Source organism: Ornithinimicrobium sp. CNJ-824 (assembly GCF_001942405.1).
GTDB classification, from domain to species: Bacteria; Actinomycetota; Actinomycetes; order Actinomycetales; family Dermatophilaceae; genus Ornithinicoccus; species Ornithinicoccus kibberensis.
On the sequence record NZ_MKKA01000055.1, the window covers coordinates 16160 to 38765 of the forward strand.

Consider the following 22606-nt stretch of genomic DNA (forward strand, 5'->3'; position numbering starts at 1 on the left):
GCCGCCGCGGCGCGCGCCCGGGAGGTCAGGCGAGGCCCGACAGGTCGTCGGGCACGTCCACGGCATACCGCCGCAGCAGGTCGAGCGGGACCACCTGCAGCACCGCCTCGGAGGTGCTCGCCAGGACGACCGGGGCCGCCCGTCCCGCCTGGGCGGACTGCAGCCACCTCACCGCCACCACGCACCAGCGGTCCCCGGGCCGCAGGCCGGCGAACCGCCACTCGGGGCGGGGGGTGACCAGGTCGTTGCCCAGCTCCTGCTGGGAGGCGAGGAAGTCCGCGGTCATCACCGCGCACACCCCGTGCACGCCCACGTCCTCGGGCGTCACCTCGCACCGGCCGGACCGGGTGAAGCCGGTGACGGGGTCGGTGCCGCACTCCTCCAGCGGCCCGCCGAGGACGTTGAGCAGCTCCATGGGGCGATCCTGCCATCCTGCCCCTGCCCACACCCCGCCGAGGCGTCCGGCCGTGGTCCACAGGCCGTCGGCCGACGCTTCCGCAGGTGCCGGACCGCCGCCGACGATGAGGGCTCAGCCCGCCGGCCGGCGGGCCCGACACGGAGGGGAGTCGCACCATGGTGGTGGACAGCAGGATGACGCTCAGCGGGAACCTGACCCGCGACCCGCAGCGCCGGATCGGCAGCCGGACGGGCGAGCCGTTCGCGGTCCTGGCGATGGCGGTCAACAGCCGGCGCTTCGACCGGGAGACCAAGCAGTGGGTGGTGACCGGCACGACCTACTTCGACCTGCTCTGCTGGGGACGGACGGGCGCCAACGTGCTGGCGAGCCTGCACAAGGGCGACCCGGTCGTCGTGCACGGCCGCTTCCGGCTCAACGAGTGGTCGAGCGAGAACGGCAGCGGCGTCAACGCCACGATCGACGTCGACTCGATCGGACCGGACCTGACCTTCGGCACCGCCCCGTTCACGCGGGGCAGCGCGAGCTACGGGCTGGAGCGCGTCGAGGAGTACAACCCGGGGGAGCCGGAGGACGCGCGTCCCGACCGGGAGGCCCCGCCCGCCCAGGAGGAGGACGACGACCTGGCGGACCTCGCCGACCGGGACGGGGTGCTCGACGACGAGGCCGCCGCGGAGGTGCTGGCCCGGTCGGCCTGAGCGTCGCCGGTCCCGGCGGCCCCGGAGGATTCGGAGGCCGTCGGGGCCGACGGATACCCTGAGCGGCATGGCCGAATTCATCTACACCATGACGCGTGCCCGCAAGGCGGTCGGCGACAAGCTGATCCTCGACGACGTCACGATGTCCTTCTACCCCGGCGCGAAGATCGGCGTCGTGGGCCCCAACGGCGCCGGCAAGTCGACCATCCTCAAGATCATGGCGGGCATGGACCAGCCGTCCAACGGCGAGGCCCGGCTCAGCCCCGGCTACTCCGTCGGCATCCTGCTGCAGGAGCCGCCCCTGAACGAGGACAAGACCGTCCTGGGCAACGTCGAGGAGGGCGTGGGGGAGATCAAGGCCAAGCTGGACCGCTACAACGCGATCTCCGAGCAGATGGCCGACCCGGACGCCGACTTCGACGCGCTCATGGCCGAGATGGGGCAGCTGCAGGAGGAGATCGACCACGCCGACGCCTGGGACCTCGACGCCCAGCTGGAGCAGGCCATGGACGCGTTGCGGTGCCCGCCGCCGGACGCCGACGTCACCGTGCTCTCCGGTGGTGAGCGCCGCCGGGTCGCCCTGTGCAAGCTGCTGCTCAGCAAGCCCGACCTGCTGCTCCTCGACGAGCCCACCAACCACCTGGACGCCGAGTCGGTGCAGTGGCTCGAGCAGCACCTGGCCGTCTACCCCGGCGCCGTCCTGGCCGTGACGCACGACCGGTACTTCCTCGACAACGTCGCCCAGTGGATCGCCGAGGTCGACCGTGGCCGGCTCTACCCCTACGAGGGCAACTACTCCACCTACCTGGAGAAGAAGCGCGAGCGGCTGGCCATCGCCGGCAAGAAGGACGCCAAGCTGGCCAAGCGCCTGGAGAAGGAGCTGGAATGGGTCCGCTCCAACGCCAAGGCCAAGCAGACCAAGAACAAGGCCCGCCTGGCCCGCTACGAGGAGATGGCCGCTGAGGCCGAGAAGACCCGCAAGATGGACTTCGAGGAGATCCAGATCCCACCGGGTCCCCGGCTGGGCAGCCAGGTCATCGAGGTGACCGACCTGCGCAAGGGCTTCGGCGACCGGGTCCTCATCGACGGCCTGTCGTTCACCCTGCCCCGCAACGGCATCGTCGGCGTCATCGGGCCCAACGGCGTCGGCAAGACCACGCTCTTCAAGACGATCGTGGGTCTCGAGGAGCCGGACGACGGCACCGTGAAGATCGGCGACACCGTGAGGATCTCCTACGTCGACCAGTCCCGCGAGAACATCGCCCCCGAGAAGTCGCTGTGGGAGGTCGTCTCCGACGGGCTCGACTTCATCCAGGTCGGCAACGTCGAGATCCCCTCGCGGGCCTACGTCAGCCAGTTCGGCTTCAAGGGCCCGGACCAGCAGAAGAAGGCCGGGGTGCTCTCCGGCGGCGAGCGCAACCGCCTCAACCTGGCGCTGACCCTCAAGGAGGGCGGCAACCTCCTGCTCCTGGACGAGCCCACCAACGACCTCGACGTGGAGACCCTCGGCTCGCTGGAGAACGCCCTGGAGGCCTTCCCCGGCTGCGCGGTGGTCATCAGCCACGACCGGTGGTTCCTCGACCGGGTCGCCACCCACATCCTGGCCTACGAGGGCACCGAGGAGGACCCCGCGGCCTGGTACTGGTTCGAGGGCAACTTCGGCGCCTACGAGGAGAACAAGATCGAGCGTCTCGGGGCCGAGGCGGCCCGACCGCACCGGGTGACCTACCGCAAGCTCACCCGCGACTGACGCGCGACGGGCCCCGCCGGTCCATGGCACGCCGACGCAGGCCCCGGCCCCCGCTCCCTCCCAGGGAGGGGCTGGGGCCTGCGCGCGTGCGGATGCCGGCCCGGCCGGGCTGCTCAGCGGAGCACCAACGCCGGGACTGCTCCGCGGAGCACGACCGCGGGGACTGCTCCGCGGAGCACCCCCGCACCGTCGTGGAGTTCCTCGTCGCGGTGACGGGCGACGAGGACGGGGTATGCCGTCGCGTCCGGGCGGGGGAGGTCCTGCTGGGCGACGGCACCCGGGTCGGCCCGGCCACGCCCTACCGGCCGGGCGCCAGCGTCTACCTCTACCGGGACCTGCCCGAGGAGGTCGTGGTGCCCGGTGAGCCGACGGTCGTGCTGCACGACGAAGAGACCGGGCTGCTGGCCGTGGACAAGCCGCCCTTCCTGGCGACGATGCCACGCGGCTCCCACGTGGCGCAGACGGCCGTGGTGCTGCTGCGCCGTCGACTCGGCCTGCCGGAGCTCTCGCCGGTGCACCGCCTCGACCGGCTCACGAGCGGCGTCCTGCTCCTCACGACGCGGGCCGACGTCCGCGGTGCCTACCAGCGGATGGTGCAGGAGGGAGGGCTGACCAAGACCTACGATGCGCTGGCGCCGACGGCGGAGCACCTCGACCTGCCGACGGTCGTGCGCGACCGGCTCGTCAAGCGCCGCGGGGAGCTCCAGGCCGCCGTCGAGCCGGGGGAGCCCAACGCCGAGACGCTCGTGGAGCTCGTCGGCACCGTCGCTCCCGGCGTCGGTCGCTACCGGTTGACCCCTCGGACCGGGCGGACCCACCAGCTCCGGGTCCACCTCGCCGGCCTGGGCGTCCCGATCCTGGGCGACCCGCTCTACCCCGTGGTGCGCGAGGTGCCCGCCGACGACTTCTCCCAGCCGCTGCAGCTGCTGGCGCAGGAGGTCAGGTTCACCGACCCCGTGAGCGGGGCCGAGCGGCACGTCGTCTCCGGGCGGACCCTGCCGTTGCGCGGTGCGTGAGCGTCAGCCCCGCCCCCCGGAGGCCCGCCGCCCGCCCAGCATCCCCAGGACCGGCGATCCCGCACCCAGCAGGAAGCCCAGGTCGTACCAGTTGCCCGCCCGGTCGGGGTCGTAGACCGGGAACCGGTCCCAGGCGCCGAAGACGTGCGCGACGAGCACCACCCAGGCCGTGATGCCGTTCCAGACGCCCCACAGCAGCTCCTGCCACCACATCGCCCTCGCCTCCCTGGCCCCCGGCCGGACACCGGGTCCCACGCCTAGAGTGGCACACATGGCTGCCGCCGAGGCCTGGAGGCTGTGCGCGACCTGCGGGGTGGAGAACGACCTCGACGAGGACACCTGCGCGATCTGCGCCGACGAGCGGCAGTACGTCCCCGCCGGCGGGCAGCGCTGGACCACCCTCGCGCAGCGTGCCGCCGAGGGCTTTCACGTCGAGATCACCGAGGTGGAGCCGGACTGCTACGCGCTGCACGCCGTGCCGCGGGCCGACGTCGGGCAGAGCGCGATGCTCGTGCGCACCCCGCACGGCAACCTGCTGTGGGAGGTGCCCGGCCACGTCGACGAGGCCGACCGGGAGTGGGTGCGGCGGTGGGGCGCGGACGGTGAGATCACCACGTGGTCCGAGCCGTTCGACGTGCTGCCGGGCATCCGCGTGCTCCAGCCCGGGGGCCACTTCCCCGGCAGCAGCGTGGCCGTGTGGGTCGCGGGTGCGGAGGGCCGGGGCGTCCTGCTCTCCGGCGACACCTGCAAGGCGGTCCCGGACGCCGGGTGGGTGAGCTTCATGCGGTCCTTCCCCAACCTCATACCCCTGTCCGCCGCGGTCGTGACCCGGGTGGCGGACACCCTCGCCGGCCTGACCTTCGACCGGCTCTACGACAACTTCGGGCTGCAGGTGCCCACGGACGCCAGGGACGTGGTGCGCCGGTCGGCGCAGCGGTATGCGGCGTGGGTCGGCGGCGACCACGACCACCTGACCTGAGCGCGGAGGACGAACCTACTCCTTGAGCCGGACCATGCCCTCCTGGGCGACGGTCGCCAGCAGCGTGCCGTCCGCGGCATACATGTGCCCCAGCCCCAGCCCGCGGCCGGACTGCGCCGAGGGGGAGGACTGGGTGTAGAGCATCCACCCGTCCACCCGCGCGGGGCGGTGGAACCACATCGCGTGGTCCAGGCTCGCCGGCCGCAGCCGCGGGTCGCCCCAGCCGACGCCGTGGCGGCGCAGCACGGGCTCCAGGAGGACGTAGTCCGAGGCGTAGGCCAGCACGGCCGCGTGCAGCAGCGGGTCGTCGGCCAGCTCCCGCTCCACCCTCATCCAGACCGACTGCTCACCGGGCCCGGGCTCGGCCGGCCCGAGCAGCAGCGGCTCCACGTGGCGCAGGTCCAGCGCGCGGGTGCGCGCGTTGTGCCGGGCGACCGGGTGGTCGATCCGCCCCAGGATGTCGCGGTCCGAGCGCAGCCCCTCGGGGCCGGGGACCTCCGGCATCGGCAGGTGGTGCTCCATGCCGTCGGCGGGCTCCTGGAAGGAGGCGGTCAGCGACAGCAGGATCCGCCCCTCCTGCAGGGCGTGCACGCGGCGGGCCGAGAAGCTGCGCCCGTCGCGCATCCGCTCCACGACGAACTGGATCGGCCGACGGTCGTCGCCCGGGCGCAGGAAGTAGGCGTGCAGGCTGTGGATGTGCCGTTCCTGCGGGGTGGTGTCGGTCCCGTCCTCGACCGTGGCGACGGTCCGTCCGGCCGCGACCACGGCCTGCGCGAGCACCTGCCCGCCGAAGACCCGCCCGTGCGCCTGGCGCTGGCTCTGCCCCAGGAAGATCTCGCCCTCGGACGCCCCGAGGTCGACGGCCATCCCCTCGGCGCCGCGGCCCGGATCGTCGTCGACCCCTCCCAGGTGAGGTCGAGGACGTCGAGGAGGGCGTCGATGGGGTCGTGCAGGGGTGCGTCGGTCACGGGCAGGAGCCTAACGGTCGCGCCCGCCTACCCGACGACGATCACGTCGAGGTTCCGCGGGCCGTGGACCCCCTCGACCCGGTCCAGCTCGATGTCGCTGGTCGCGCTCGGGCCGCTGATCCACGTCATCGGACGGGTGGCGTCCAGCCGCCCCAGGGACTGGGGTACGTCGTGGACGACCTGGTCGACGCCGACGACGCAGACGTGGTGGTCGGGCACGAGCGAGAGGGCCCGCCGCCCCTGGTCGTCGGCGTGGTCCAGCACGATGGTGCCGGTGGTGGCGATCCCCACCCGGCAGGCCGTGACGACGGCCGCGACCTCGTCGAGCTGGTCGGCCGTGAGGGCCGAGTCCGGCCGTAGCTCCACGCCGTCCTCGGCCAGCCCGGCCACCCACGAGGCGTCCAGGCCGGAGGGGACGACGACCGAGCGCGACCCGCGGCGGCGCAGGGCGTCGGCGACGGCGGCGGCGACCTCGTCCGGCCCGCACCGGACCACCTCCGCCCGGTAGTCGGCCACGTTCTCGACGAACAGCTCGACGGTGGCCTGCTCGCTCTCGCCCTCCTCCTGGATCACCGGGACCTCGCCGCGGTGACCCACCGGGGTGCTCACGTCGGCCGTCGCGGCGCGCAGCCGGCCCAGGATCTCCTCGCGTGCGGTGCTCATGCCGTCCTCCCGTCCGTGCCGGTCCCGTCCGTGCCGGTCCCGTCCGTGCCGGCCCCGTCCCCGTGGGTGCGCCGCCACCACTGGCGGAAGGTCTCCTTCGGCGGCGTCGGCACGTCGCGGGCCTGGGCCCAGGCGCCCAGCCCGGGCACCGTCCGGATCGTCCGGTCACCGAGGAGCCGGCCGCCGACCGTCGCGGCCCGCTGGGCGGCCTCCAGCCGCCGGTGGTCGGCGAAGGTCCACGCGGCGGCCTTCATGCCGAGCGCCTCGACCGAGCGGCCGGAGGCCTCGTCGACCACCTGGGTGCGCAGGTGGACGAGCAGGGCGGGGATGTCGATGCGCACCGGGCAGGCCTCGAAGCAGGCCCCGCACAGGCTCGAGGCGTAGGGCAGCGACTTGTCGACGTCCGAGCCGGTCCCGCGCAGCTGCGGGTTGAGCACCGCGCCGATGGGGCCGGGGTAGACCGAGCCGTAGGCGTGCCCGCCGGCCCGTTCGTACACCGGGCAGACGTTGAGGCAGGCCGAGCAGCGGATGCAGCGCAGGGCGTCCCGCCCGACCGGGTCGGCGAGCACGTGGCTGCGGCCGTTGTCGACGAGCACGACGTGCACGTCCTGGGGGCCGTCGCCCGCGTGCACACCGGTCCACATCGAGGTGTAGGGGTTCATCCGCTCGCCCGTGCTGGACCGGGGCAGCAGCTGCAGCATGGTGCCGAGGTCGGCGAAGGTGGGCAGCACCTTCTCCACCCCGACGACCGAGATGAGCGTCTCGGGCAGGGTCAGGCACATGCGGCCGTTGCCCTCGGACTCCACGACGACGAGCGTGCCGGTGTCGGCGACGGCGAAGTTGGCCCCCGAGACGGCGACCTTGGCCCGGAGGAACTTCTCCCGCAGGTGCAGCCGCGCGGCCTCGGCCAGCCTGGCCGGCTCGTCGCTGAGGTCCTCGGGCGCCGGCCGGCCGACCTCGCCCATCTCGCGCAGGAAGATCTCGCGGATCTCGGCCCGGTTGCGGTGGATGGCCGGCACGAGGATGTGGCTGGGCCGGTCGTGCCCGAGCTGGACGATCAGCTCGGCCAGGTCGGTCTCCCAGGCGTGGATCCCGGCGGCCTCGAGGGCCTCGTTGAGCTCGATCTCCTGGGTGGCCATCGACTTGACCTTGACGACCTCGTCGGCGTCCCGCTCCTGCACCAGGCCCACGACGATCCGGTTGGCCTCCTCGGCATCCCGGGCCCAGTGCACGGTCGCACCGCGGGCGGTGAGGTTCTCCTCCAGCTGCTCCAGGTAGTGCGGCAGGTGGTGCAGCACCTCGTCCTTGGCGGCCGCGCCCGCGACGCGCAGCTCCTCCCACGCCTCGACCTCGGCCACGACGGCGGCCCGCTTGCCGCGGATCGTGGCGGTGGCGTGCGCGAGGTTGCGTCGCTGCTGGGTGTCGGCCAGCGCGGCCTTCGCCGCGGTCTGGAAGGAGGGCATCCCCAGGAAGGTGGCCGAGGTCCGCTGCAGCGGAGCGGGTTCGTCGGGGTATGCCGTGGGGCCGGCGCCGACGTCGCCGGTGGGGGGCGCGCCGTGGTCGGCGGGGGAGGTGCTCATGCCGGGTCCTCCTCGGTCGAGGCCAGGATCTGGGCCAGGTGCAGGGTGCGCACGCCCGAGCGTTGGCGCCCCAGGATGCCGCCGATGTGCGACAGGCAGGAGTTGTCGCCGGCCACCAGGACCTCCGCACCGGTCTCCCGCACGTGCCGGGCCTTGTCCGAGCCCATCGCGATGGAGGTGTCGGCGTTCTTGACGGCGAAGGTGCCGCCGAAGCCGCAGCACTCGGTGGCGTTCGGCAGGTCGACCAGGTCGATGCCGCGCACCTCGCGCAGCAGCCGCAGGGGGCGGTCGCCCACGTGCAGCATCCGCAGCGAGTGGCAGGTGGGGTGGTAGGTGACCCGGTGGGGGAAGTAGGCCCCGACGTCGGTGCGCCCCAGGACGTCGACGACGAACTCGGACAGCTCGAGCACCCGGGGGGTCAGCTCCTCGACCGCGGTGACCAGGCCGCCGTCCCCGGAGCGACGGGCGAGCATGGCGTGCTGGTCGCGGACCGAGCCCACGCACGAGCCGGAGGGGGCGACCACGTGCTCGTAGCGCTCGAAGACGTCGACGAACTTCCGCACGAGGGGGACCGCCTCGTCGGCATACCCGGTGTTGGTGAACATCTGGCCGCAGCAGGTCTGCTCGCGGGGGAAGACCACCGTGCACCCCAGCCGCTCCAGCAGCGTGACGGTGGCCCGGGGGGCCTCGGGCCACATGGTGTCGTTGAAGCAGGTGGCGAAGATCGCCACGGTGGGGCCCTGGCTCGTCATCGAGTCTCCCGGTAATGGTCTGACCATTGGAATGGACCCGAGGCTAGGGCTAGACTCCCCGTTCGTCAAGACGTCCGGGCAGGGAGGTTGGGGTGAAGGCACGCGCGGCGGCTCCCGGGGGTCCCGCCGCGCCCCGCGCCTACGAGACGGTGGTGGCCTGGGTCGAGGAGCGCATCCTCGACGGGCGGCTCCAGGTCGGCGACCAGCTGCCGGCCGAGCGCGACCTGGCCGCGCGCCTGGAGGTCAGCCGCGCGGTCGTCCGCGAGGCGGTGCGCAGCCTGCAGGCGCAGGGCGTGCTGGCCCCGTCGGTGGGGGCGGGCCGGGCCGGGGGCACCCGGGTCAGCGCCCTGCCCTCCGGGGCGATGACCCGCCTGCTGCGGCTGCACGTGGCCCTGGCCCACTTCCCCCTCGACGAGGTCGTCGAGGTCCGGACCGCGCTGGAACGGCTCTCCGCCCGGCTCGCGGCCACCCGGGCCACGGACGCCGACCTGGCGCTGATGCGCTCCCACCTGGAGCAGATGCGCACCGCGACCGACCGGAAGGGCTTCAACGACGGCGACACGGCCTTCCACGTGGGCCTGGCCCGGGCCGCGGGCAACGGGCTGGCCGCCGACACCACCGAGGCGATCCGCGAGGCCCTGCGCCGCCCGCTCATGGAGCGGTTCACCGCCCTCGACGAGGAGACCTACGCAGACCTCGTCCAGGACCTGGACCGCGAGCACGAGACGATCCTCGAGGCCGTGGCCACCCACGACCCCGCCGCCGCGGAGGTGCTGGCCGAGGCGCACGTGCGGACCGCGTGGCGCCGGCTGCGGGGGTCGGCCGCCACAATGGCCCCATGACCGCCCGACCCGAGCCCGCCGCCGCCGTCCCCCTGCCCGACGTCCCGGAGGCCGCGCGGATCTACCCGGTCCCCGTGCGCTGGTCGGACATGGACGCCTACGCCCACGTGAACAACGTGCAGTACCTGCGGTTCTTCGAGGAGGCCCGCGTGCTGGCGTTCAAGGACTGGTTCGGCGCCGAGCGCGACCTCATCGACGAGGGCATGCTCGTGGTCTCCCAGGCGATCGACTACCTGCTCCCCATGGGCTACGCCTACGCGCCGGCCCGGGTCGCGGTGTGGTGCAGCGACGTGGGGGCGGCCTCCTTCGAGCTGGGGTATGCCGTGGGCGGCCCCGTCGGGGACGACACGGTCTACGCGCGGGGCCGGGTCACGCTGGTCGCCTACGACCTGGCGGACCAGCGGCCCCGCCGGCTGGGCGCGCCGGAGCGCGACGCGCTCGCCGCGGTCGCCGGGCCTCCTCCCCTGCTGCGGGGCGACCGGCGCAGGGGGCGCGCGTGAACGGGGCGGCCCGGGGCACCGTCCTGCGGTTCGCGGACGGCGAGACCGTGGCCGACCTGGCCACCTACGCCGGGCGGGCGCTGACCCTCGACGAGGACGGGGCGGTGCGGCTGCAGGCGCCCGGCCGGGTGCTGGCCGCCTGGGTGTGCGTGCTGCCCGGCCAGGGGCTGACCCGGGCGGGCACCGTGCTGGGGCTGCGCACGATGCCGCTGGCCGACGAGCACGACCTGGACGCCACGGTGCCCCTGCGGGGGCTGACCGACCGGTTCGCCCGCCGGTCGGCCACCGGCGACGCGGGGACCGAGCTCGACGTGCCGCCCACCACGGTCTCCCCGTCCTGGACCGCGCTGACCCCGCCACGGGGCGGGTGGGAGCCGGCGGGACAGGTCCCCGTCGCCGACCTGGTCGACGCCGCGCGCCAGGGCATCGCCGAGGTCGCCCAGGGCACGCCGGACGGCGCGGGGGCCGCGGCCGTGGCCTCGCTACGGGCCCGTGTCTGGGGGCGCGAGCTGGCCGCCGGCGTGCCCGCAGGGGCCGGCCTGGCCGTGACCTCCCTCGGCTTCGCCCGGGACCTGGACGGCGCCGCGACCGTGCACCGCAGCGGCCCGTGGACCCGCGTCAGCCTGCCGGCCGGCCACGTCCTGTGTCGCTGACGGTCGGGGCGCGCCGTGCCCCGGGGCGCGGGGGGCCTCGGGGTGCAGCGCGACGAGCAGCGACCAGGGCTCGGCGGCAGGGTCGCGGGGGCGCTGGGAGAACTCCTCCAGGAGGGCGTGCAGCCTGCGGCGCAGCTCCTCGAGCTCCTCCGGCGGCAGCCGCAGGCCCAGCCGGGTGAGCTCGCGGTCGGCCTCGGGGACCGGGGCGATCTCGGCGAGGAAGGTCTCGACGAGGGACGACGAGCCGGTCGGCGTGCGCACCTGCCACGACCTCCCGGTCGCCCGGTAGGGGATCTCCCGCGCCCCGCGGCGCCCCCGGCGCGCGGGCAGCGCCTCGAGGAAACCTGTGTCGACGAGGGTGCGCACGTGGTGCAGGGCCGTGGCCGGGTTGAGGTCGAGGGCCGCGGCGATCTCCCGGTTGGTCAGCGGCTCGTCCAGCGTGATCCGCAGGATGCGAAGCCGGACCGTCGAGGCCAGGGCCCGGGCCTCCGCGTCGGTCGCGTCCCGGCGCTCGGGGACGGTGGCGGGCGGCATGGCGGCAGTGTCCCACGAGTGATTGACAAATCTCAATCGGTGGCGGACGATCGGCCGGTGACGATCCCGGCGGACGCCCCGCGCCGATCCCTGTGGCACCACCACGACTTCCGCCAGCTGTGGCTGGGGGACACCGTCTCGGTGTTCGGCGCCCAGTTCGTCGGCCTGGCGATGCCGCTGATGGCCGTGCAGGTGCTCGGCGCGGACGCCTTCCAGATGGGGCTGCTCGCCGCGCTGGAGTCCCTGGCCTTCCTGCTCATCAGCCTGCCGGCCGGTGCCTGGGTCGACCGGTGGCGCAAGAAGCTGGTCATCGTCCTCGGAGACCTGCTGCGGGCCGCCCTGCTCCTCACCCTGCCCCTGGCCTGGCTGCTCGACGCGCTGACCATGGGCCAGCTCTACGCGGTCGCCTTCACCGTCGGCTGCATCAGCGTCTTCTTCGACGTGGCCAACCAGTCCTACCTGCCGCAGATCGTCGACGGCGACCAGATCGGCGAGGGCAACGGCACGCTGCAGGCCAGCCAGCAGACCGCGGGGGTCGTCGGCCCGGCCGCGGCCGCGGGCCTGGTCCGGCTGGTCGGCTCACCGCTGACGATCGCCGTCACCGCGGTCTGCATGGCGCTCTCCGCGCTGTTCGTCAGCCGGATCCGGCGCCGGGAGGAGCCCTCCGACCCCGCCACGCGGCGTCCCCTGGTCACCGAGGTCCGGGAGGGTATGGCGTTCGTGCTCGGCCACCCGCTGCTGCGGCGGGTCGTGTCCTGCACGGGGCTGTCCAACCTCGCCTCGTCGGCCGTCTTCGGGCTCTTCGTGCTCTACGCGGTCCGCACCCTCGGGCTGGCGGAGACGACCCTGGGCCTGGTGCTGTCGGTCGGCGCCGTGGGCGGGCTGCTGGGCGCGGTCAGCTCGGGACGGTTCGCCCGGCTCGTGGGGGAGGGACGGGCCATCCCCGTCGCGGCCGTCGTCAGCGGGCTGGCCATGCTCTCCACCCCCCTGGCCAGCGTCCTGCCGCCCGTGCCCACCCTGCTCGTGGGCGGCTTCGTCACCTCCTGGGGGGTGGTCGTCTACAACATCGCCCAGGTCAGCTTCCGCCAGCGGCTGTGCCCGCGTCCGCTGCTGGGGCGGATGAACGCCTCCGTCCGGTTCCTCGTGTGGGGGCCGATGCCGGTGGGCGCGTTCGCCGGCGGGCTGCTGGGCCGGGAGCTCGGGGTGGTGCCCACCCTGTGGATCTTCGCCTCGGTCGCGGTCCTGGCCGCCCTGCCCGTCCTGCTCTCCCCGCTCCTGGGCATGCGCACCCTCCCGCGCGAGCTCGACGCGCTCGCCGAGGGCGGCCCCGGCGCCGCCGCGGACGGTCCCCGCCCCTGACCCACGCCATACCCTCGGTCCATGGACACCGCCCTGCTCACCAACGTGCTGCTCGTGCTGCTCTTCGTCCTCGTGGGCGGGGTGTTCGCGGCCACCGAGATGGCGATCGTCTCGCTGCGGCCATCCCAGGTGGACGACATCGAGCGCTCCGGGGGACGGGGCCGCCGGACCGCGGCGCTGGTCCGCGACCCGAACACCTTCCTCTCCGCGGTGCAGGTGGGGGTCACGGTGGCCGGCTTCTTCTCCTCGGCCTTCGGCGGTGCCACGATCTCGCCCACGGTCTCGGTGGGGCTGCAGCGCCTCGGGCTCGACGAGACGCTGGCCGACCCGCTGTCCCTGGTCCTGATGACCCTGCTGATCGCCTACCTGTCGCTGGTGCTCGGCGAGCTGGTGCCCAAGCGGCTGGCGATGCAGCGCTCGGCGGGGTTCACCCGCGTGCTGGCCCCTCCGCTGGGGGTCTTCGCCCGGCTGCTGCGCCCGGTGATCTGGCTGCTGTCGGTCTCCACCAACCTCGTCGTCCGGCTGCTCGGCGGGGACCCGGAGGCCACCAACGAGCAGATGACCATCGAGGAGCTGCGGCGGGTCGTCGAGGACAACCGCGACCTGCGCCCCTACAGCCGGCAGATCCTGCGCGACGTCTTCCGGGCCGGGGAGCGCACCCTCGGCGACGTGCTCCGGCCCCGGCCGGACGTGGAGTTCCTCGAGGCCGACCGCACCGTCGAGCAGGTGGAGGACCTCGTGCGGCGGTCCAGCCACAGCCGTTTCCCGGTGACGGGGGAGTCGACCGACGACGTCCTGGGGTTCGTGCACATCCGCGACCTGCTGACCATCGACGACGACCGGCGGGCCGGCGTGCGGGTCGGCGACGTCACGCGCCAGATCACCGCGCTGCCGGTGAGCAAGCCCGTGCTCGCCAGCCTGCACCTGCTCCAGGAGACCCAGCAGCACCTTGCGCTGGTCGTCGACGAGCACGGCGGCACCGAGGGGATCGTCACCGTCGAGGACCTCGTCGAGGAGCTGGTGGGGGAGATCTACGACGAGTACGACACCGAGCCCGACCCCGAGGACTCCCTCGTGCGCGCCGACGGCATCCTGCGGGTCTCCGGCGGGCTCATCGTCGAGGAGCTCGAGGACGCGCTCGACGTGCACCTGCCGCGGGGCGGCTACGAGACGGTGGCCGGCCTGGTGCTCGCCCGCCTGGGCAGGATGGCCGCCGAGGGCGACGAGGTCCGGGCCGGACCGGTGCTGCTGCGGGTCACCGCGATGGAGGGTATGCGGATCCGCGAGGTCCAGGTGCGCCGTCCCGCCGACCCCGACGGGCAGGAGGGGCAGGGAGGGCAGGACGGCGACCGGGACGAGGGGCGTTAGGCCAGCCAGACCGTCGTGTCCTGCGGCAGCCGCCCGTCCTCGAGGCGGCCGCTGGCGACCAGCACCTCGAGCCCCTCCGGCAGGTCGAGGAGGTCCTCGCCGAGGTTGGCCACGACGGTGACCGGCCGGCCGTCCTCCCGGGCGTGCGGAGGGCCAGCACGTCCGGGCCCCAGCCGCCCTCCCAGTGCAGGCCGCCGACGCCCAGGTCGTGCTCCCGGCGCAGCCGCAGCAGCGTGCGGTAGAGCTCGAGGGTGGAGGAGGAGACGCCCTCCTGGCGGTCCGCCGCCAGCGGGCCGTAGAGCAACGGCTGGGGCAGCCAGCTGCGCGGTCCGGGGCCGAAGCCGTAGGACGGCTCGTCGGCCACCCACGGCAGCGGCACGCGGCACCCGTCCCGGCCCAGCTCGACGCCCGCGGTGCGGTGGAAGGCCGGGTCCTGGCGGAGCCGGTCGGGCAGCGCCGTGTGGTCCGGCAGGCCGAGCTCCTCGCCGTTGTAGACGTAGGCCGAGCCCGGCAGCGCCATCATCAGGGTGGTCGCGGCCCGGGCACGCCGCAGGCCGAGCACCGGGTTGGGCTGCTCGGAGCCGGCCCCGATCCCGTTCGGGCGGGGGGACCCCACCGGCAGCCCCAGCCGGGAGGCGTGCCGCACGACGTCGTGGTTGGACAGCACCCAGGTCGTGGGGGCACCGACCTCGTCGGCAGCGCGCAGCGAGGTGTCGACGACCTCCCGCACGTCCTCGGCCCGCCAGGACATCTCCAGGAACTGGAAGTTGAACGCCTGGTGCATCTCGTCCGGCCGCACGTAGCGCATGGTGCGCTCCTGGCTCGGCAGCCACGCCTCCGCGCACAGGATGCGGTCCTGGTCCGGGTCGCCGGAGGGGTTGTACTCCTCGAGCACCCGGCGCCACCCGCGGTAGATCTCGTGGACCTCCTCCTGGTCCCACATCGGGCCCAGCTCCTTGGTCCGCGGGTCCGTCGTGGCCGGCTCACCGGCGTCCTCGGTCCCGTCCTCGCCCTGGTCGCCGAGCATCCCGGTGCGCACCGTCCAGTCGGGCAGCCCCTCGGCCTTGACGAGGGAGTGGGCCACGTCCACCCGGAAGCCGTCGACGCCCCGGTCCAGCCAGAACCGCAGCACGTCGTGGAACTCCTCGACGACCTCGGGGTTGCGCCAGTCCAGGTCGGGCTGCTTGTCGTCGAACAGGTGCAGGTACCACTGGCCGGGGCTGCCGTCGGCCTCCTGCACCCTGGTCCAGGCGAGCCCGCCGAAGACGGACTTCCAGTTGTTCGGCGGCTCGGAGCCGTCCGGGCCCGACCCGTCGCGGAAGACGTAGCGGGCCCGCTCGCGGGAACCGGGCCCGCCGGCCAGCGCCTCGCGGAACCACGCGTGCTCGTCGCTGGTGTGGTTGGGCACCAGGTCGACGAGGACGCGGATCCCCAGCTCGTGCGCCCGGGCGATGAGCTCGTCGGCGTCGGCGAGCGTCCCGAACAGGGGGTCGACGTCGCGGTAGTCGGCCACGTCGTAGCCGGCGTCGGCCATCGGGGAGACGTAGAAGGGGCTGAGCCAGACCGCGTCCACCCCCAGGTCGGCCAGGTAGGGCAGCCGGGAGGTGACCCCGGGCAGGTCGCCGATCCCGTCGCCGTCGGCGTCGGCGAAGCTGCGCGGGTAGACCTGGTAGATCACCGCGTGCCGCCACCAGGGCGCCGAGTGGGGGATGGGCTGGTGCGGGTCGGCGGGGTCCGGCGGTTCGGGCAGGTGGTGCGCGGGGACGGAGGGGACCGGGGAGCTCTGGTCGCAGTCACGGGCCACCAGCGTAGGTGGTGGCGGGGTCGGTCCGGCCCCCCCTCAGCCGGCGGCGGTGCCGCCCGGGCGGTGGTCCTCCTCGAAGGAGTTGACCATGGCCTGGGCGGCGTGCGCCACGTAGGCCCGCAGCTGCTCCTCGTCGAGGGGGGAGAGCCGGTCGGTGATCGTGTCGATCGCGGCGTTCATGTGGTGCAGCCACCGGTCCCGCTGCGTGGGGGTCACCGCGAACGGCGCGTGCCGCATACGCAGCCGGGGGTGGCCCCGGCGCTCGGAGTAGGTCGTCGGACCGCCCCAGTACTGCTCGAGGAACATCCGTAGGCGGTCCTCGGCCGGGCCCAGGTCCTCCTCGGGGTACATCTCCTTCAGCGGCGGGTCGCCGGCCACGCCCCGGTAGAACTCGGCCACGAGCCGGCGGAAGGTGTCGTGCCCGCCGACGCGCTCGTAGAAGGTCTGCTGGGGGACGAGGCGCTCGCCCGTCCCGGTCGGCTGATGCTGCTGGCTCACACCCGCCAGTGTCTCAGGTGCCGGAGCCCGCCGGGACGACCCCGGGGGCCCTCAGGAGGGCTGCCCGCCGCCCCAGGGGCTGATCGTCGGGCCCCGCACGCCGGCCTCGTCGAAGGCATGCTTGGCCCGCTCGCGGATCTCGCGGGGGATGGCGAACTGCTCGCCGGGACGGGTCTTGGCGAAGATCCGCATCGTCATCGTGCCGCCGGAGACCGACTCCACGCCCGCCACGGTGGGGGTCTCCAGGAGCCGGTCGGCCCAGGCGGGGTCGTCCGCGGTCTCGGCCACGACCCGGGAGAGCAGCTCGGTGACCCGGTGCGGGTCCTCGTCGTAGGCGACCGGCACGTCGATGGTCGCCACCGCCCAGCCCTGGCTCTTGTTGCCGATCCGGACGATCTCGCCGTTGCGGATGAACCAGACCACCCCGCTGGCGTCCCGCAGGCGGGTCACCCGCAGGGTCACCTCCTCGACGGTGCCCACGGCCTCCCCGGTGTCGACGAGGTCGCCGACGCCGTACTGGTCCTCGATGATCATGAAGATCCCCGACAGGAAGTCCTTGACGAGCGACTGGGCGCCGAAGCCCAGGGCGACGCCGCCGATGCCCGCGGAGGTCAGCAGCGGGGCCAGCGGCAGGCCCAGGTCGGCCATGACCGTCAGGATGGCGATCGTGGCGATGACGAACGTCGAGGCGCTGCGCAGCAACGAGCCCATCGTCAGGGCGCGCTGCCGCCGTCGCTCCCCGGCGTCGCCGGGCCGGCGGCCACCCACGAGCCGCTCGATGCTGCTCCGCTCGTGGTCGTCGGCCCGGGCCACCGCCGTGTCCACCAGCGACCGGATCGCCCGGTGGACCAGCCAACGCACCACGACCGCGGCGAGCAGCACGCCGACGATCCGCAGCGGCGCGCCCAGCAGCCAGGTCGCCACCGCCTCCCAGCCGGGCCAGGTCATCGGAGGGTCACCGTGCGCAGGGGTCCGGTCGTGTGCATGGCCCCCATTAAAGAGGTTCCGCCCGCCCGCACGGTTCGGCGCACGCCGCCGGGCCTGACAAACTAGGTCGGGCACCCGTGTGCCCGTCCGCCCCGGATCCCCCGCGCGGTGCCACCGCCACGCCGCGTTCGTCGAAAGGTCGTCCTCGTGACCGAGCTGTCCCCCCGCCTGTCCGCCCTCGCCGAGGCCTACGGCGTGGCGACCGAGTTCTGGGACTGGCAGGGGCGCCACGTCCAGGTCTCCGCGGAGACGGTCGGTGCCGCCCTGGCCGCCCTGGGCGTGCAGGTCGCCGACGAGGCGGACGTCGAGGCAGCCCTGGCGGAGGTCGACCGCCGGCCCTGGACGCGGGTGCTGCCGCCGGTCGTGGTCACCGGCCAGGGCCGGCGCCCGGAGGTGCCGGTCCACGTGGCCGAGGGGGTTCGGTTCGAGGCCAGGGTCGTCCTCGAGGACGGCCACGTCCACGAGGTCGGGACCCTCGAGGGGGACGGGCGGCCCCGTGCGACCCGTGAGCTCGACGGCGTGACCGTCGTGCGGGTCCCGCTCGACCTGGGCGAGGACCTGCCCCTGGGATGGCACACGGTCGAGGTGGCCGCCGGCCGCAACGTTCGCCGGATGCCGCTGGTGGTCACCCCCGCCCGGCTGGAGCTGCCCGAGGTGCTCGCGGAGGAGGGCTCCCAGAGCTGGGGGCTGATGACCCAGCTCTACGCCATGCGGTCCGACGAGTCGTGGGGCATCGGCGACCTGGCCGACCTCGGCGACGCCGGTGCGTGGGCGGCCGGCCTGGGTGCCGACTTCGTCCTCGTCAACCCGTTGCACGCGGCGGAGCCGGTCCCGCCGATCGAGCCCTCGCCCTACCTGCCGACCAGCCGCCGGTTCGTCAACCCCCTCTACATCAGGGTCGAGGACGTGCCGGAGGTGGCCTACCTGTCCGCGGCCGAGCGCCAGCTGGTGGAGTGGCACGCCGACGACGCCAAGCGCTACCTCGACCTGGACCTCATCGAGCGGGACGCCGTCTGGATGGCCAAGGAGGCGGCCCTGCGGATGATCTTCCGGCAGCGCCGGTCGCTGCGGCGGGCCCGCGCCTTCCACGCCTTCGTCGAGCGCGAGGGGCAGGGGCTGGTCGACTACGCGACCTGGTGCGCGCTGTCCCAGGTGCACGGCACCTGGTGGCGCAGCTGGCCCGAGGAGCTGCAGGACCCCCGGGGGGCCGCGGTCGAGGCCTTCCGGGAGAAGCACGCCGACGAGGTGGAGTTCCACTGCTGGCTGCAGTGGATCCTCGACGACCAGCTGGCGCGGGTGCAGCGGGACCTCGTCGACACCGGGATGTCCATCGGGCTGATCTCCGACCTGGCCGTGGGCGTGCACCCGGACGGGGCGGACGCCTGGGGCCTGGGCGACGCACTGGCCCGCGGCGTGACCGTCGGCGCCCCGGCGGACCAGTACAACCAGCTCGGCCAGGACTGGAGCCAGCCGCCGTGGCGGCCCGACAAGCTCGCCGAGCTGGGCTACGCCCCCTACCGCGACATGGTGCGGGCCGCGCTGCGCGACAGCGGCGGGCTGCGGGTGGACCACGTCATCGGGCTCTTCCGGCTGTGGTGGATCCCGCAGGGGCGCAAGCCGTTCGAGGGCACCTACGTGCGCTACGACCACGAGGCCACCATCGGCATCCTCCTGCTGGAGGCCCACCGGGCCGGTGCCGTCGTCGTCGGGGAGGACCTGGGCACCGTCGAGCCGTGGGTGCGCGACTACCTGCGCGACCGCGGGGTCATGGGCACCTCGATCCTGTGGTTCGAGCGGGACTGGGAGGGCGACGGCGGGCTGCTGGAGCCGCAGGAGTGGCGCGAGCTGTGCCTGGCGACCGTCACCACCCACGACCTGCCGCCGACGGCCGGCTACCTCGAGGGGGTGCACGTCGAGCTGCGCCACCGGCTGGGGCTGCTCGACCGGTCGCTGGAGGAGGAGCAGGCGGCCGACGCCGCCTCCCGTGACGAGGTCCTGGCCGACCTGCGGCGGCGCGGCCTGCTGCGCGAGGGTGCACCGGTGCCCGAGCAGGTCGAGGCGCTGCACGCCTTCCTCACCCGCACCCCCGCCAAGTTGCTGGGCGTCAGCGTCAGCGACCTCGCGGGCGACAAGCGGGTCATCAACCAGCCCGGCACCGACGAGGAGTACCCCAACTGGCGGGTGCCGCTGGCCGGTCCGGAGGGGCACGCGGTGCGGCTGGAGGAGCTGTTCACCTGGCGCTCGGCCCGCCGGCTGGCCCGGACGGTCGACCAGGGGCACTGAGCCAGGAGCGTCGGACCCAGGAGCACCGGGCCAAGGAGCACCAGGCCGCCGGGGTCGTCCTTCCACGGCCGTGCATGTGCAGGAACCGTGCCCTGGCCCGCGACACGCCGCAGCGCTGACGGCACAGTGCGCGACACGCCGGGGCTGGTCGGCCGGTGGTGCGCGACACGCCGGAGCCGGTCGACCGGTGGTGCGCGACACGCCGGGGCTGGTCGGCCGGGGCGCCGGGCAAGTAGGGGGGCCGACGACGGAGGGCCTGCGGGGGCGTTCCCCGCAGGCCCTCCGTGGTCCCGGTCTCAGCGCGCGGCGTCGACCGCCTGCGCCCGGAGGGCCCGGGCCACCGCGTCGCGGTTCTCGGCCACCGTGCGGCGCAGCGAGTGGGAGACGTCGGGGTGGCTGTCGAGCCACTCCTGGGTCGCGTCGCGCAGCGCGGGGGTCGCGACCGCCAGCGGGTAGAACCCGGTGGCCAGCGACTCGGCGATGTGGTGGGTGCGCTCGGACCAGACCTGCTCGACCACGGCGTGGTAGCGCTCGACGTAGGGCTCCAGCAGCGTCGCGTCGTGCACCCAGCCCCAGCCCAGCGCCATCGCGGCGAGCACGGAGTTGGACAGGCCCTGCTGCTCGACGGCGGCCACCCACGCGGCCTCCTTGGCCTCGGGGGTCGGCAGGGCCGCCCGGGCCCGGGCCGCCTTCTCCCGTCCGGTCGCGGTGTCGTCCCGCCGCTGCTCCTCGGCGATCCGGTCCTCGTCGGCGGCCCCGGCCGCGGCCAGGGACGTCAGCAGCGTCCAGCGCATGTCCTGGTCGAGCTCGAGCCCGGCCAGCTCCTGCCCGCCGGAGAGCAGCCCGTCGACCCGGGCCACGTCCTCCTCGGAGCGGGCCAGCGCCGCCCAGGCGGTGACCAGCTGCAGCTGGGCGTCCCCGCCCGGCTCGGCGCCCTCGGCGGCGGCACGCAGCCCCGCGGCCAGCTCGGCGACGACGTCCTGCCGGTGCGACTCGGCGGTGTAGGTTTTCGCCGCCGTCGTCACCTGCTGCACGAGCACCCGCAGCAGGGTCGAGTCGGTCTCCCCGGGCAGGGCCCGCAGCACCAGACGCACGTAGTCGGTGGCCGGCATCTCGCCGTCCCGGGTCATGTCCCAGGCCGCGCCCAGCACCAGCGAGCGGGGCAGCGACTGCTCGAAGTCGCGGACGTGCTCGAGCGCGGTCCGCAGCGAGACCTCGTCGAGGCGGATCTTGGCGTAGGCGAGGTCGTCGTCGTTGACCAGCAGCAGGGCCGGGCGGGGTCGTCCGGCCAGCTCGGCCACCTCGGTGCGGTCCCCGTCGACGTCCAGCTCGACGCGGTGCGTGCGCACCAGCCCGCCGTCGACGAGGTCGTAGCAGCCCACCGCGAGGCGGTGGGGGCGCAGCGTCGGGTGCTCCTCGGGGGCGGTCTGCTCGATCACCACCGAGGTCATCGTCCCGTCCTCGTCCACCTTGACGTGCGGGGTGAGGGTGTTCACCCCGGCCGTCTCCAGCCAGACCTTCGACCACTGCCTCAGGTCACGGCCGCTGGTCACCTCCAGCTCGGCCAGCAGGTCGGCCAGGGTGGTGTTGCCCCACGCGTGCCGGGCGAAGTAGGCGCGCAGGCCGTCCCGGAAGGCCTCCCGCCCAACGTAGGCGACCAGCTGCTTGAGCACCGAGGCGCCCTTGGCGTAGGTGATGCCGTCGAAGTTCACCTCCACGGCGGCCAGGTCGACCATGTCGGCGGCCACCGGGTGGGTGGAGGAGAGCTGGTCCTGCTTGTAGGCCCAGGCCTTCTCCGCGGTGCCGAAGGTGGTCCACGCGTCGGTCCACTCCGTCGCCTCGGCCTGGCAGGTGGTGGAGGCCCACTCGGCGAAGCTCTCGTTGAGCCACAGGTCGTCCCACCACCTCATCGTCACGAGGTCGCCGAACCACATGTGGGCCAGCTCGTGCAGGATCGTCAGCGCCCGTCGCTCGACGATGGCCTGGGTGACCTTGGACCGGAAGACGTACTGCTCGACGATGGTCACGCACCCCGCGTTCTCCATCGCACCCATGTTGTACTCCGGCGTGAAGATCTGGTCGTACTTGCTGAACGGGTAGGCCTGGTCGAACTCCTCCTCGAAGAAGGCGAAGCCCTGCTTGGTCACCGTCAGGATGTTGTCCGCGTCCAGGTGCGGCGTCAGGCTGCGCCGGCAGAACACGCCGAGGGGGACCTCCCCGGCCCGGGTGCTCACCGAGTCGCGCACCACGTCGTAGGGCCCGGCCACGAGCGCGGTGATGTAGGAGCTGATCCGCGGCGTCGCGGGGAACTCCCACCGGGCCACCTCGCCGCCGTCGACGTTCGCCGCGTCCGGGGCGGGACCGGGCTCGGGGGTGGGCTCGTTGGAGACGACCTGCCAGTGGGCCGGTGCGGTCACGGTGAAGCGGAAGGTGGCCTTGAGGTCGGGCTGCTCGAACACCGCGAACATCCGGCGGCTGTCCGGCACCTCGAACTGGGTGTAGAGGTAGACCTCCCCGTCGACCGGGTCGACGAAGCGGTGCAGGCCCTCCCCGGTGTTCATGTAGCGGCCGGTCGCGTCGACGGTCAGCTCGTTCTCGGCCTGCAGGTCGGGCAGGGTCAGCCGGCCGTCCGTCCAGTGGGTCTCCGGGTCCAGGGCACGGCCGTTGAGCACCGCCGACTCCACCGACGCGGCGACGAGGTCGATCCAGGTCTGGGCGCCCGGCTCGGTGCAGGCGAACCGCACCGTCGTGGTGGTCCGGAAGGTCTCCGGGCCCGCGGTCAGGTCCAGCGCCACGTCGTAGGACTCGGTGGACACGAGCAGGGAGCGGGCGCTCGCCTCGTCGCGGGTCAGGTTGGTGCCGGGCATGCAGGACCTCCTGGGGGTCGTCCGTCGGGTTCCGCGACGCTGCACGGGGCACATGCGGGTATGCCGTGCCACCGGGGGCGGGTGCCCGCG

At 73.9% G+C, this 22606-nt stretch carries 19 protein-coding genes and 2 pseudogenes; 10 read left to right on the plus strand and 11 right to left on the minus strand.

Features of this window, described 5'->3' with window-relative positions:
* Positions 1-25: 25 nt before the first annotated feature.
* Positions 26-415: a DUF2237 family protein gene (locus BJF81_RS13005; protein ID WP_075958705.1), complete on the minus strand. Its 390-nt coding sequence runs from the start codon at positions 413-415 to the stop codon at positions 26-28.
* 176 nt (positions 416-591) lie between these two features.
* Between BJF81_RS13005 and BJF81_RS13010 the strand changes: the two genes are divergently transcribed.
* The 3 genes from BJF81_RS13010 to BJF81_RS13020 all read left to right on the plus strand — a co-directional run bounded on the left by BJF81_RS13010 (position 592) and on the right by BJF81_RS13020 (position 3879).
* Positions 592-1113, plus strand: coding sequence for a single-stranded DNA-binding protein (locus tag BJF81_RS13010; RefSeq protein WP_075958706.1), 522 nt, complete (start codon positions 592-594; stop codon positions 1111-1113).
* Positions 1114-1180: 67 nt separating this feature from the next.
* Positions 1181-2863, plus strand: coding sequence for an energy-dependent translational throttle protein EttA (ettA, locus tag BJF81_RS13015; RefSeq protein ID WP_075958707.1), 1683 nt, complete (start codon positions 1181-1183; stop codon positions 2861-2863).
* A 92-nt stretch (positions 2864-2955) separates the two neighbouring features.
* Positions 2956-3879, plus strand: coding sequence for a pseudouridine synthase (locus tag BJF81_RS13020; RefSeq protein ID WP_083664240.1), 924 nt, complete (start codon positions 2956-2958; stop codon positions 3877-3879).
* 3 nt (positions 3880-3882) lie between these two features.
* On the opposite strand, the gene BJF81_RS13025 is transcribed toward BJF81_RS13020, so the two are convergent.
* A complete protein-coding gene (locus tag BJF81_RS13025; protein ID WP_075958708.1) occupies positions 3883-4092 on the minus strand; it encodes a hypothetical protein in 210 nt (69 codons plus the stop codon).
* A gap of 58 nt (positions 4093-4150) precedes the next feature.
* On the opposite strand from BJF81_RS13025, the gene BJF81_RS13030 reads away from it, so the two are divergent.
* On the plus strand, positions 4151-4858 hold the full coding sequence (locus BJF81_RS13030; RefSeq protein WP_075958709.1) for a hydrolase: 708 nt from the start codon (positions 4151-4153) through the stop codon (positions 4856-4858).
* 15 nt (positions 4859-4873) lie between these two features.
* On the opposite strand, the gene BJF81_RS13035 is transcribed toward BJF81_RS13030, so the two are convergent.
* The 4 genes from BJF81_RS13035 to BJF81_RS13050 form a co-directional block, all read right to left on the minus strand.
* On the minus strand, positions 4874-5725 hold the full coding sequence (locus tag BJF81_RS13035; protein WP_083664221.1) for an acyl-CoA thioesterase: 852 nt from the start codon (positions 5723-5725) through the stop codon (positions 4874-4876).
* Positions 5726-5853: 128 nt separating this feature from the next.
* Entirely contained in the window at positions 5854-6489 is a 636-nt protein-coding gene (locus BJF81_RS13040; protein ID WP_075958828.1) for a LutC/YkgG family protein, read from the minus strand.
* Positions 6486-7952, minus strand: coding sequence for a LutB/LldF family L-lactate oxidation iron-sulfur protein (locus tag BJF81_RS13045; RefSeq protein ID WP_075958829.1), 1467 nt, complete (start codon positions 7950-7952; stop codon positions 6486-6488). Before BJF81_RS13045 ends, BJF81_RS13040 begins: the two co-directional genes overlap by 4 nt.
* Before the next feature lie 113 nt (positions 7953-8065).
* The gene (locus BJF81_RS13050) at positions 8066-8821 is read right to left on the minus strand and encodes a (Fe-S)-binding protein (protein WP_075958710.1); all 756 of its coding nucleotides are present in this window, start codon (positions 8819-8821) and stop codon (positions 8066-8068) included.
* A 92-nt stretch (positions 8822-8913) separates the two neighbouring features.
* Between BJF81_RS13050 and BJF81_RS13055 the strand changes: the two genes are divergently transcribed.
* The 3 genes from BJF81_RS13055 to BJF81_RS17655 are packed head-to-tail and all read left to right on the plus strand — an operon-like array spanning position 8914 to position 10816.
* Positions 8914-9663, plus strand: a complete 750-nt coding sequence (locus BJF81_RS13055) for a FadR/GntR family transcriptional regulator (RefSeq protein ID WP_075958711.1) — start codon at positions 8914-8916, stop codon at positions 9661-9663.
* A complete protein-coding gene (locus tag BJF81_RS13060; RefSeq protein ID WP_083664223.1) occupies positions 9660-10163 on the plus strand; it encodes an acyl-CoA thioesterase in 504 nt (167 codons plus the stop codon). The genes BJF81_RS13055 and BJF81_RS13060 overlap by 4 nt, the downstream gene beginning before the upstream one ends.
* On the plus strand, positions 10160-10816 hold the full coding sequence (locus BJF81_RS17655; RefSeq protein WP_075958712.1) for a hypothetical protein: 657 nt from the start codon (positions 10160-10162) through the stop codon (positions 10814-10816). The genes BJF81_RS13060 and BJF81_RS17655 overlap by 4 nt, the downstream gene beginning before the upstream one ends.
* A 342-nt stretch (positions 10817-11158) precedes the next feature.
* Here BJF81_RS17655 and BJF81_RS21135 read toward each other — a convergent pair.
* Positions 11159-11350, minus strand: a pseudogene (locus tag BJF81_RS21135) (ArsR/SmtB family transcription factor); the annotation flags it as partial.
* A gap of 57 nt (positions 11351-11407) precedes the next feature.
* Between BJF81_RS21135 and BJF81_RS13075 the strand changes: the two are divergent.
* Together BJF81_RS13075 and BJF81_RS13080 are read left to right on the plus strand one after the other, a co-directional pair.
* Positions 11408-12709 (plus strand): MFS transporter, encoded by a 1302-nt coding sequence (locus tag BJF81_RS13075; RefSeq protein WP_342447145.1) that lies wholly within the window; start codon positions 11408-11410, stop codon positions 12707-12709.
* A 21-nt stretch (positions 12710-12730) separates the two neighbouring features.
* Positions 12731-14077 (plus strand): hemolysin family protein, encoded by a 1347-nt coding sequence (locus tag BJF81_RS13080; RefSeq protein ID WP_075958713.1) that lies wholly within the window; start codon positions 12731-12733, stop codon positions 14075-14077.
* Here the strand turns inward: BJF81_RS13080 and BJF81_RS13085 are convergent.
* The 3 genes and pseudogenes from BJF81_RS13085 to BJF81_RS13095 form a co-directional block, all read right to left on the minus strand.
* Positions 14074-15827 (minus strand): annotated as a pseudogene (locus tag BJF81_RS13085) (glycoside hydrolase family 13 protein). The gene BJF81_RS13080 and the pseudogene BJF81_RS13085 overlap by 4 nt on opposite strands.
* Positions 15828-15917: 90 nt before the next feature.
* Positions 15918-16379, minus strand: coding sequence for a globin (locus tag BJF81_RS13090; protein ID WP_075958714.1), 462 nt, complete (start codon positions 16377-16379; stop codon positions 15918-15920).
* A 51-nt stretch (positions 16380-16430) separates the two neighbouring features.
* Positions 16431-17327 carry a mechanosensitive ion channel family protein gene (locus tag BJF81_RS13095; RefSeq protein WP_075958715.1) on the minus strand — a complete coding sequence of 299 codons (897 nt, stop codon included), beginning with the start codon at positions 17325-17327 and terminating at the stop codon, positions 16431-16433.
* A 186-nt stretch (positions 17328-17513) separates the two neighbouring features.
* On the opposite strand from BJF81_RS13095, the gene malQ reads away from it, so the two are divergent.
* Positions 17514-19649 (plus strand): 4-alpha-glucanotransferase, encoded by a 2136-nt coding sequence (malQ, locus tag BJF81_RS13100; RefSeq protein WP_075958716.1) that lies wholly within the window; start codon positions 17514-17516, stop codon positions 19647-19649.
* Between the two features lie 296 nt (positions 19650-19945).
* Here the strand turns inward: malQ and pepN are convergent, their stop codons facing one another.
* Positions 19946-22516, minus strand: a complete 2571-nt coding sequence (pepN, locus tag BJF81_RS13105) for an aminopeptidase N (protein ID WP_075958717.1) — start codon at positions 22514-22516, stop codon at positions 19946-19948.
* Positions 22517-22606: the final 90 nt, after the last annotated feature.

What these genes read in the sequence shown, in the direction of transcription:
- BJF81_RS13005 (WP_075958705.1), bottom strand. Translation starts at nt 415, where the DNA reads ATGGAGCTGCTCAACGTCCTCGGCGGGCCGCTGGAGGAGTGCGGCACC.
- BJF81_RS13010 (WP_075958706.1), top strand. Translation starts at nt 592, where the DNA reads ATGACGCTCAGCGGGAACCTGACCCGCGACCCGCAGCGCCGGATCGGC.
- ettA (WP_075958707.1), top strand. Translation starts at nt 1,181, where the DNA reads ATGGCCGAATTCATCTACACCATGACGCGTGCCCGCAAGGCGGTCGGC.
- BJF81_RS13020 (WP_083664240.1), top strand. Translation starts at nt 2,956, where the DNA reads ATGCCGGCCCGGCCGGGCTGCTCAGCGGAGCACCAACGCCGGGACTGC.
- BJF81_RS13025 (WP_075958708.1), bottom strand. Translation starts at nt 4,092, where the DNA reads ATGTGGTGGCAGGAGCTGCTGTGGGGCGTCTGGAACGGCATCACGGCC.
- BJF81_RS13030 (WP_075958709.1), top strand. Translation starts at nt 4,151, where the DNA reads ATGGCTGCCGCCGAGGCCTGGAGGCTGTGCGCGACCTGCGGGGTGGAG.
- BJF81_RS13035 (WP_083664221.1), bottom strand. Translation starts at nt 5,725, where the DNA reads ATGGCCGTCGACCTCGGGGCGTCCGAGGGCGAGATCTTCCTGGGGCAG.
- BJF81_RS13040 (WP_075958828.1), bottom strand. Translation starts at nt 6,489, where the DNA reads ATGAGCACCGCACGCGAGGAGATCCTGGGCCGGCTGCGCGCCGCGACG.
- BJF81_RS13045 (WP_075958829.1), bottom strand. Translation starts at nt 7,952, where the DNA reads ATGCCCTCCTTCCAGACCGCGGCGAAGGCCGCGCTGGCCGACACCCAG.
- BJF81_RS13050 (WP_075958710.1), bottom strand. Translation starts at nt 8,821, where the DNA reads ATGACGAGCCAGGGCCCCACCGTGGCGATCTTCGCCACCTGCTTCAAC.
- BJF81_RS13060 (WP_083664223.1), top strand. Translation starts at nt 9,660, where the DNA reads ATGACCGCCCGACCCGAGCCCGCCGCCGCCGTCCCCCTGCCCGACGTC.
- BJF81_RS13080 (WP_075958713.1), top strand. Translation starts at nt 12,731, where the DNA reads ATGGACACCGCCCTGCTCACCAACGTGCTGCTCGTGCTGCTCTTCGTC.
- BJF81_RS13095 (WP_075958715.1), bottom strand. Translation starts at nt 17,327, where the DNA reads ATGACCTGGCCCGGCTGGGAGGCGGTGGCGACCTGGCTGCTGGGCGCG.
- pepN (WP_075958717.1), bottom strand. Translation starts at nt 22,516, where the DNA reads ATGCCCGGCACCAACCTGACCCGCGACGAGGCGAGCGCCCGCTCCCTG.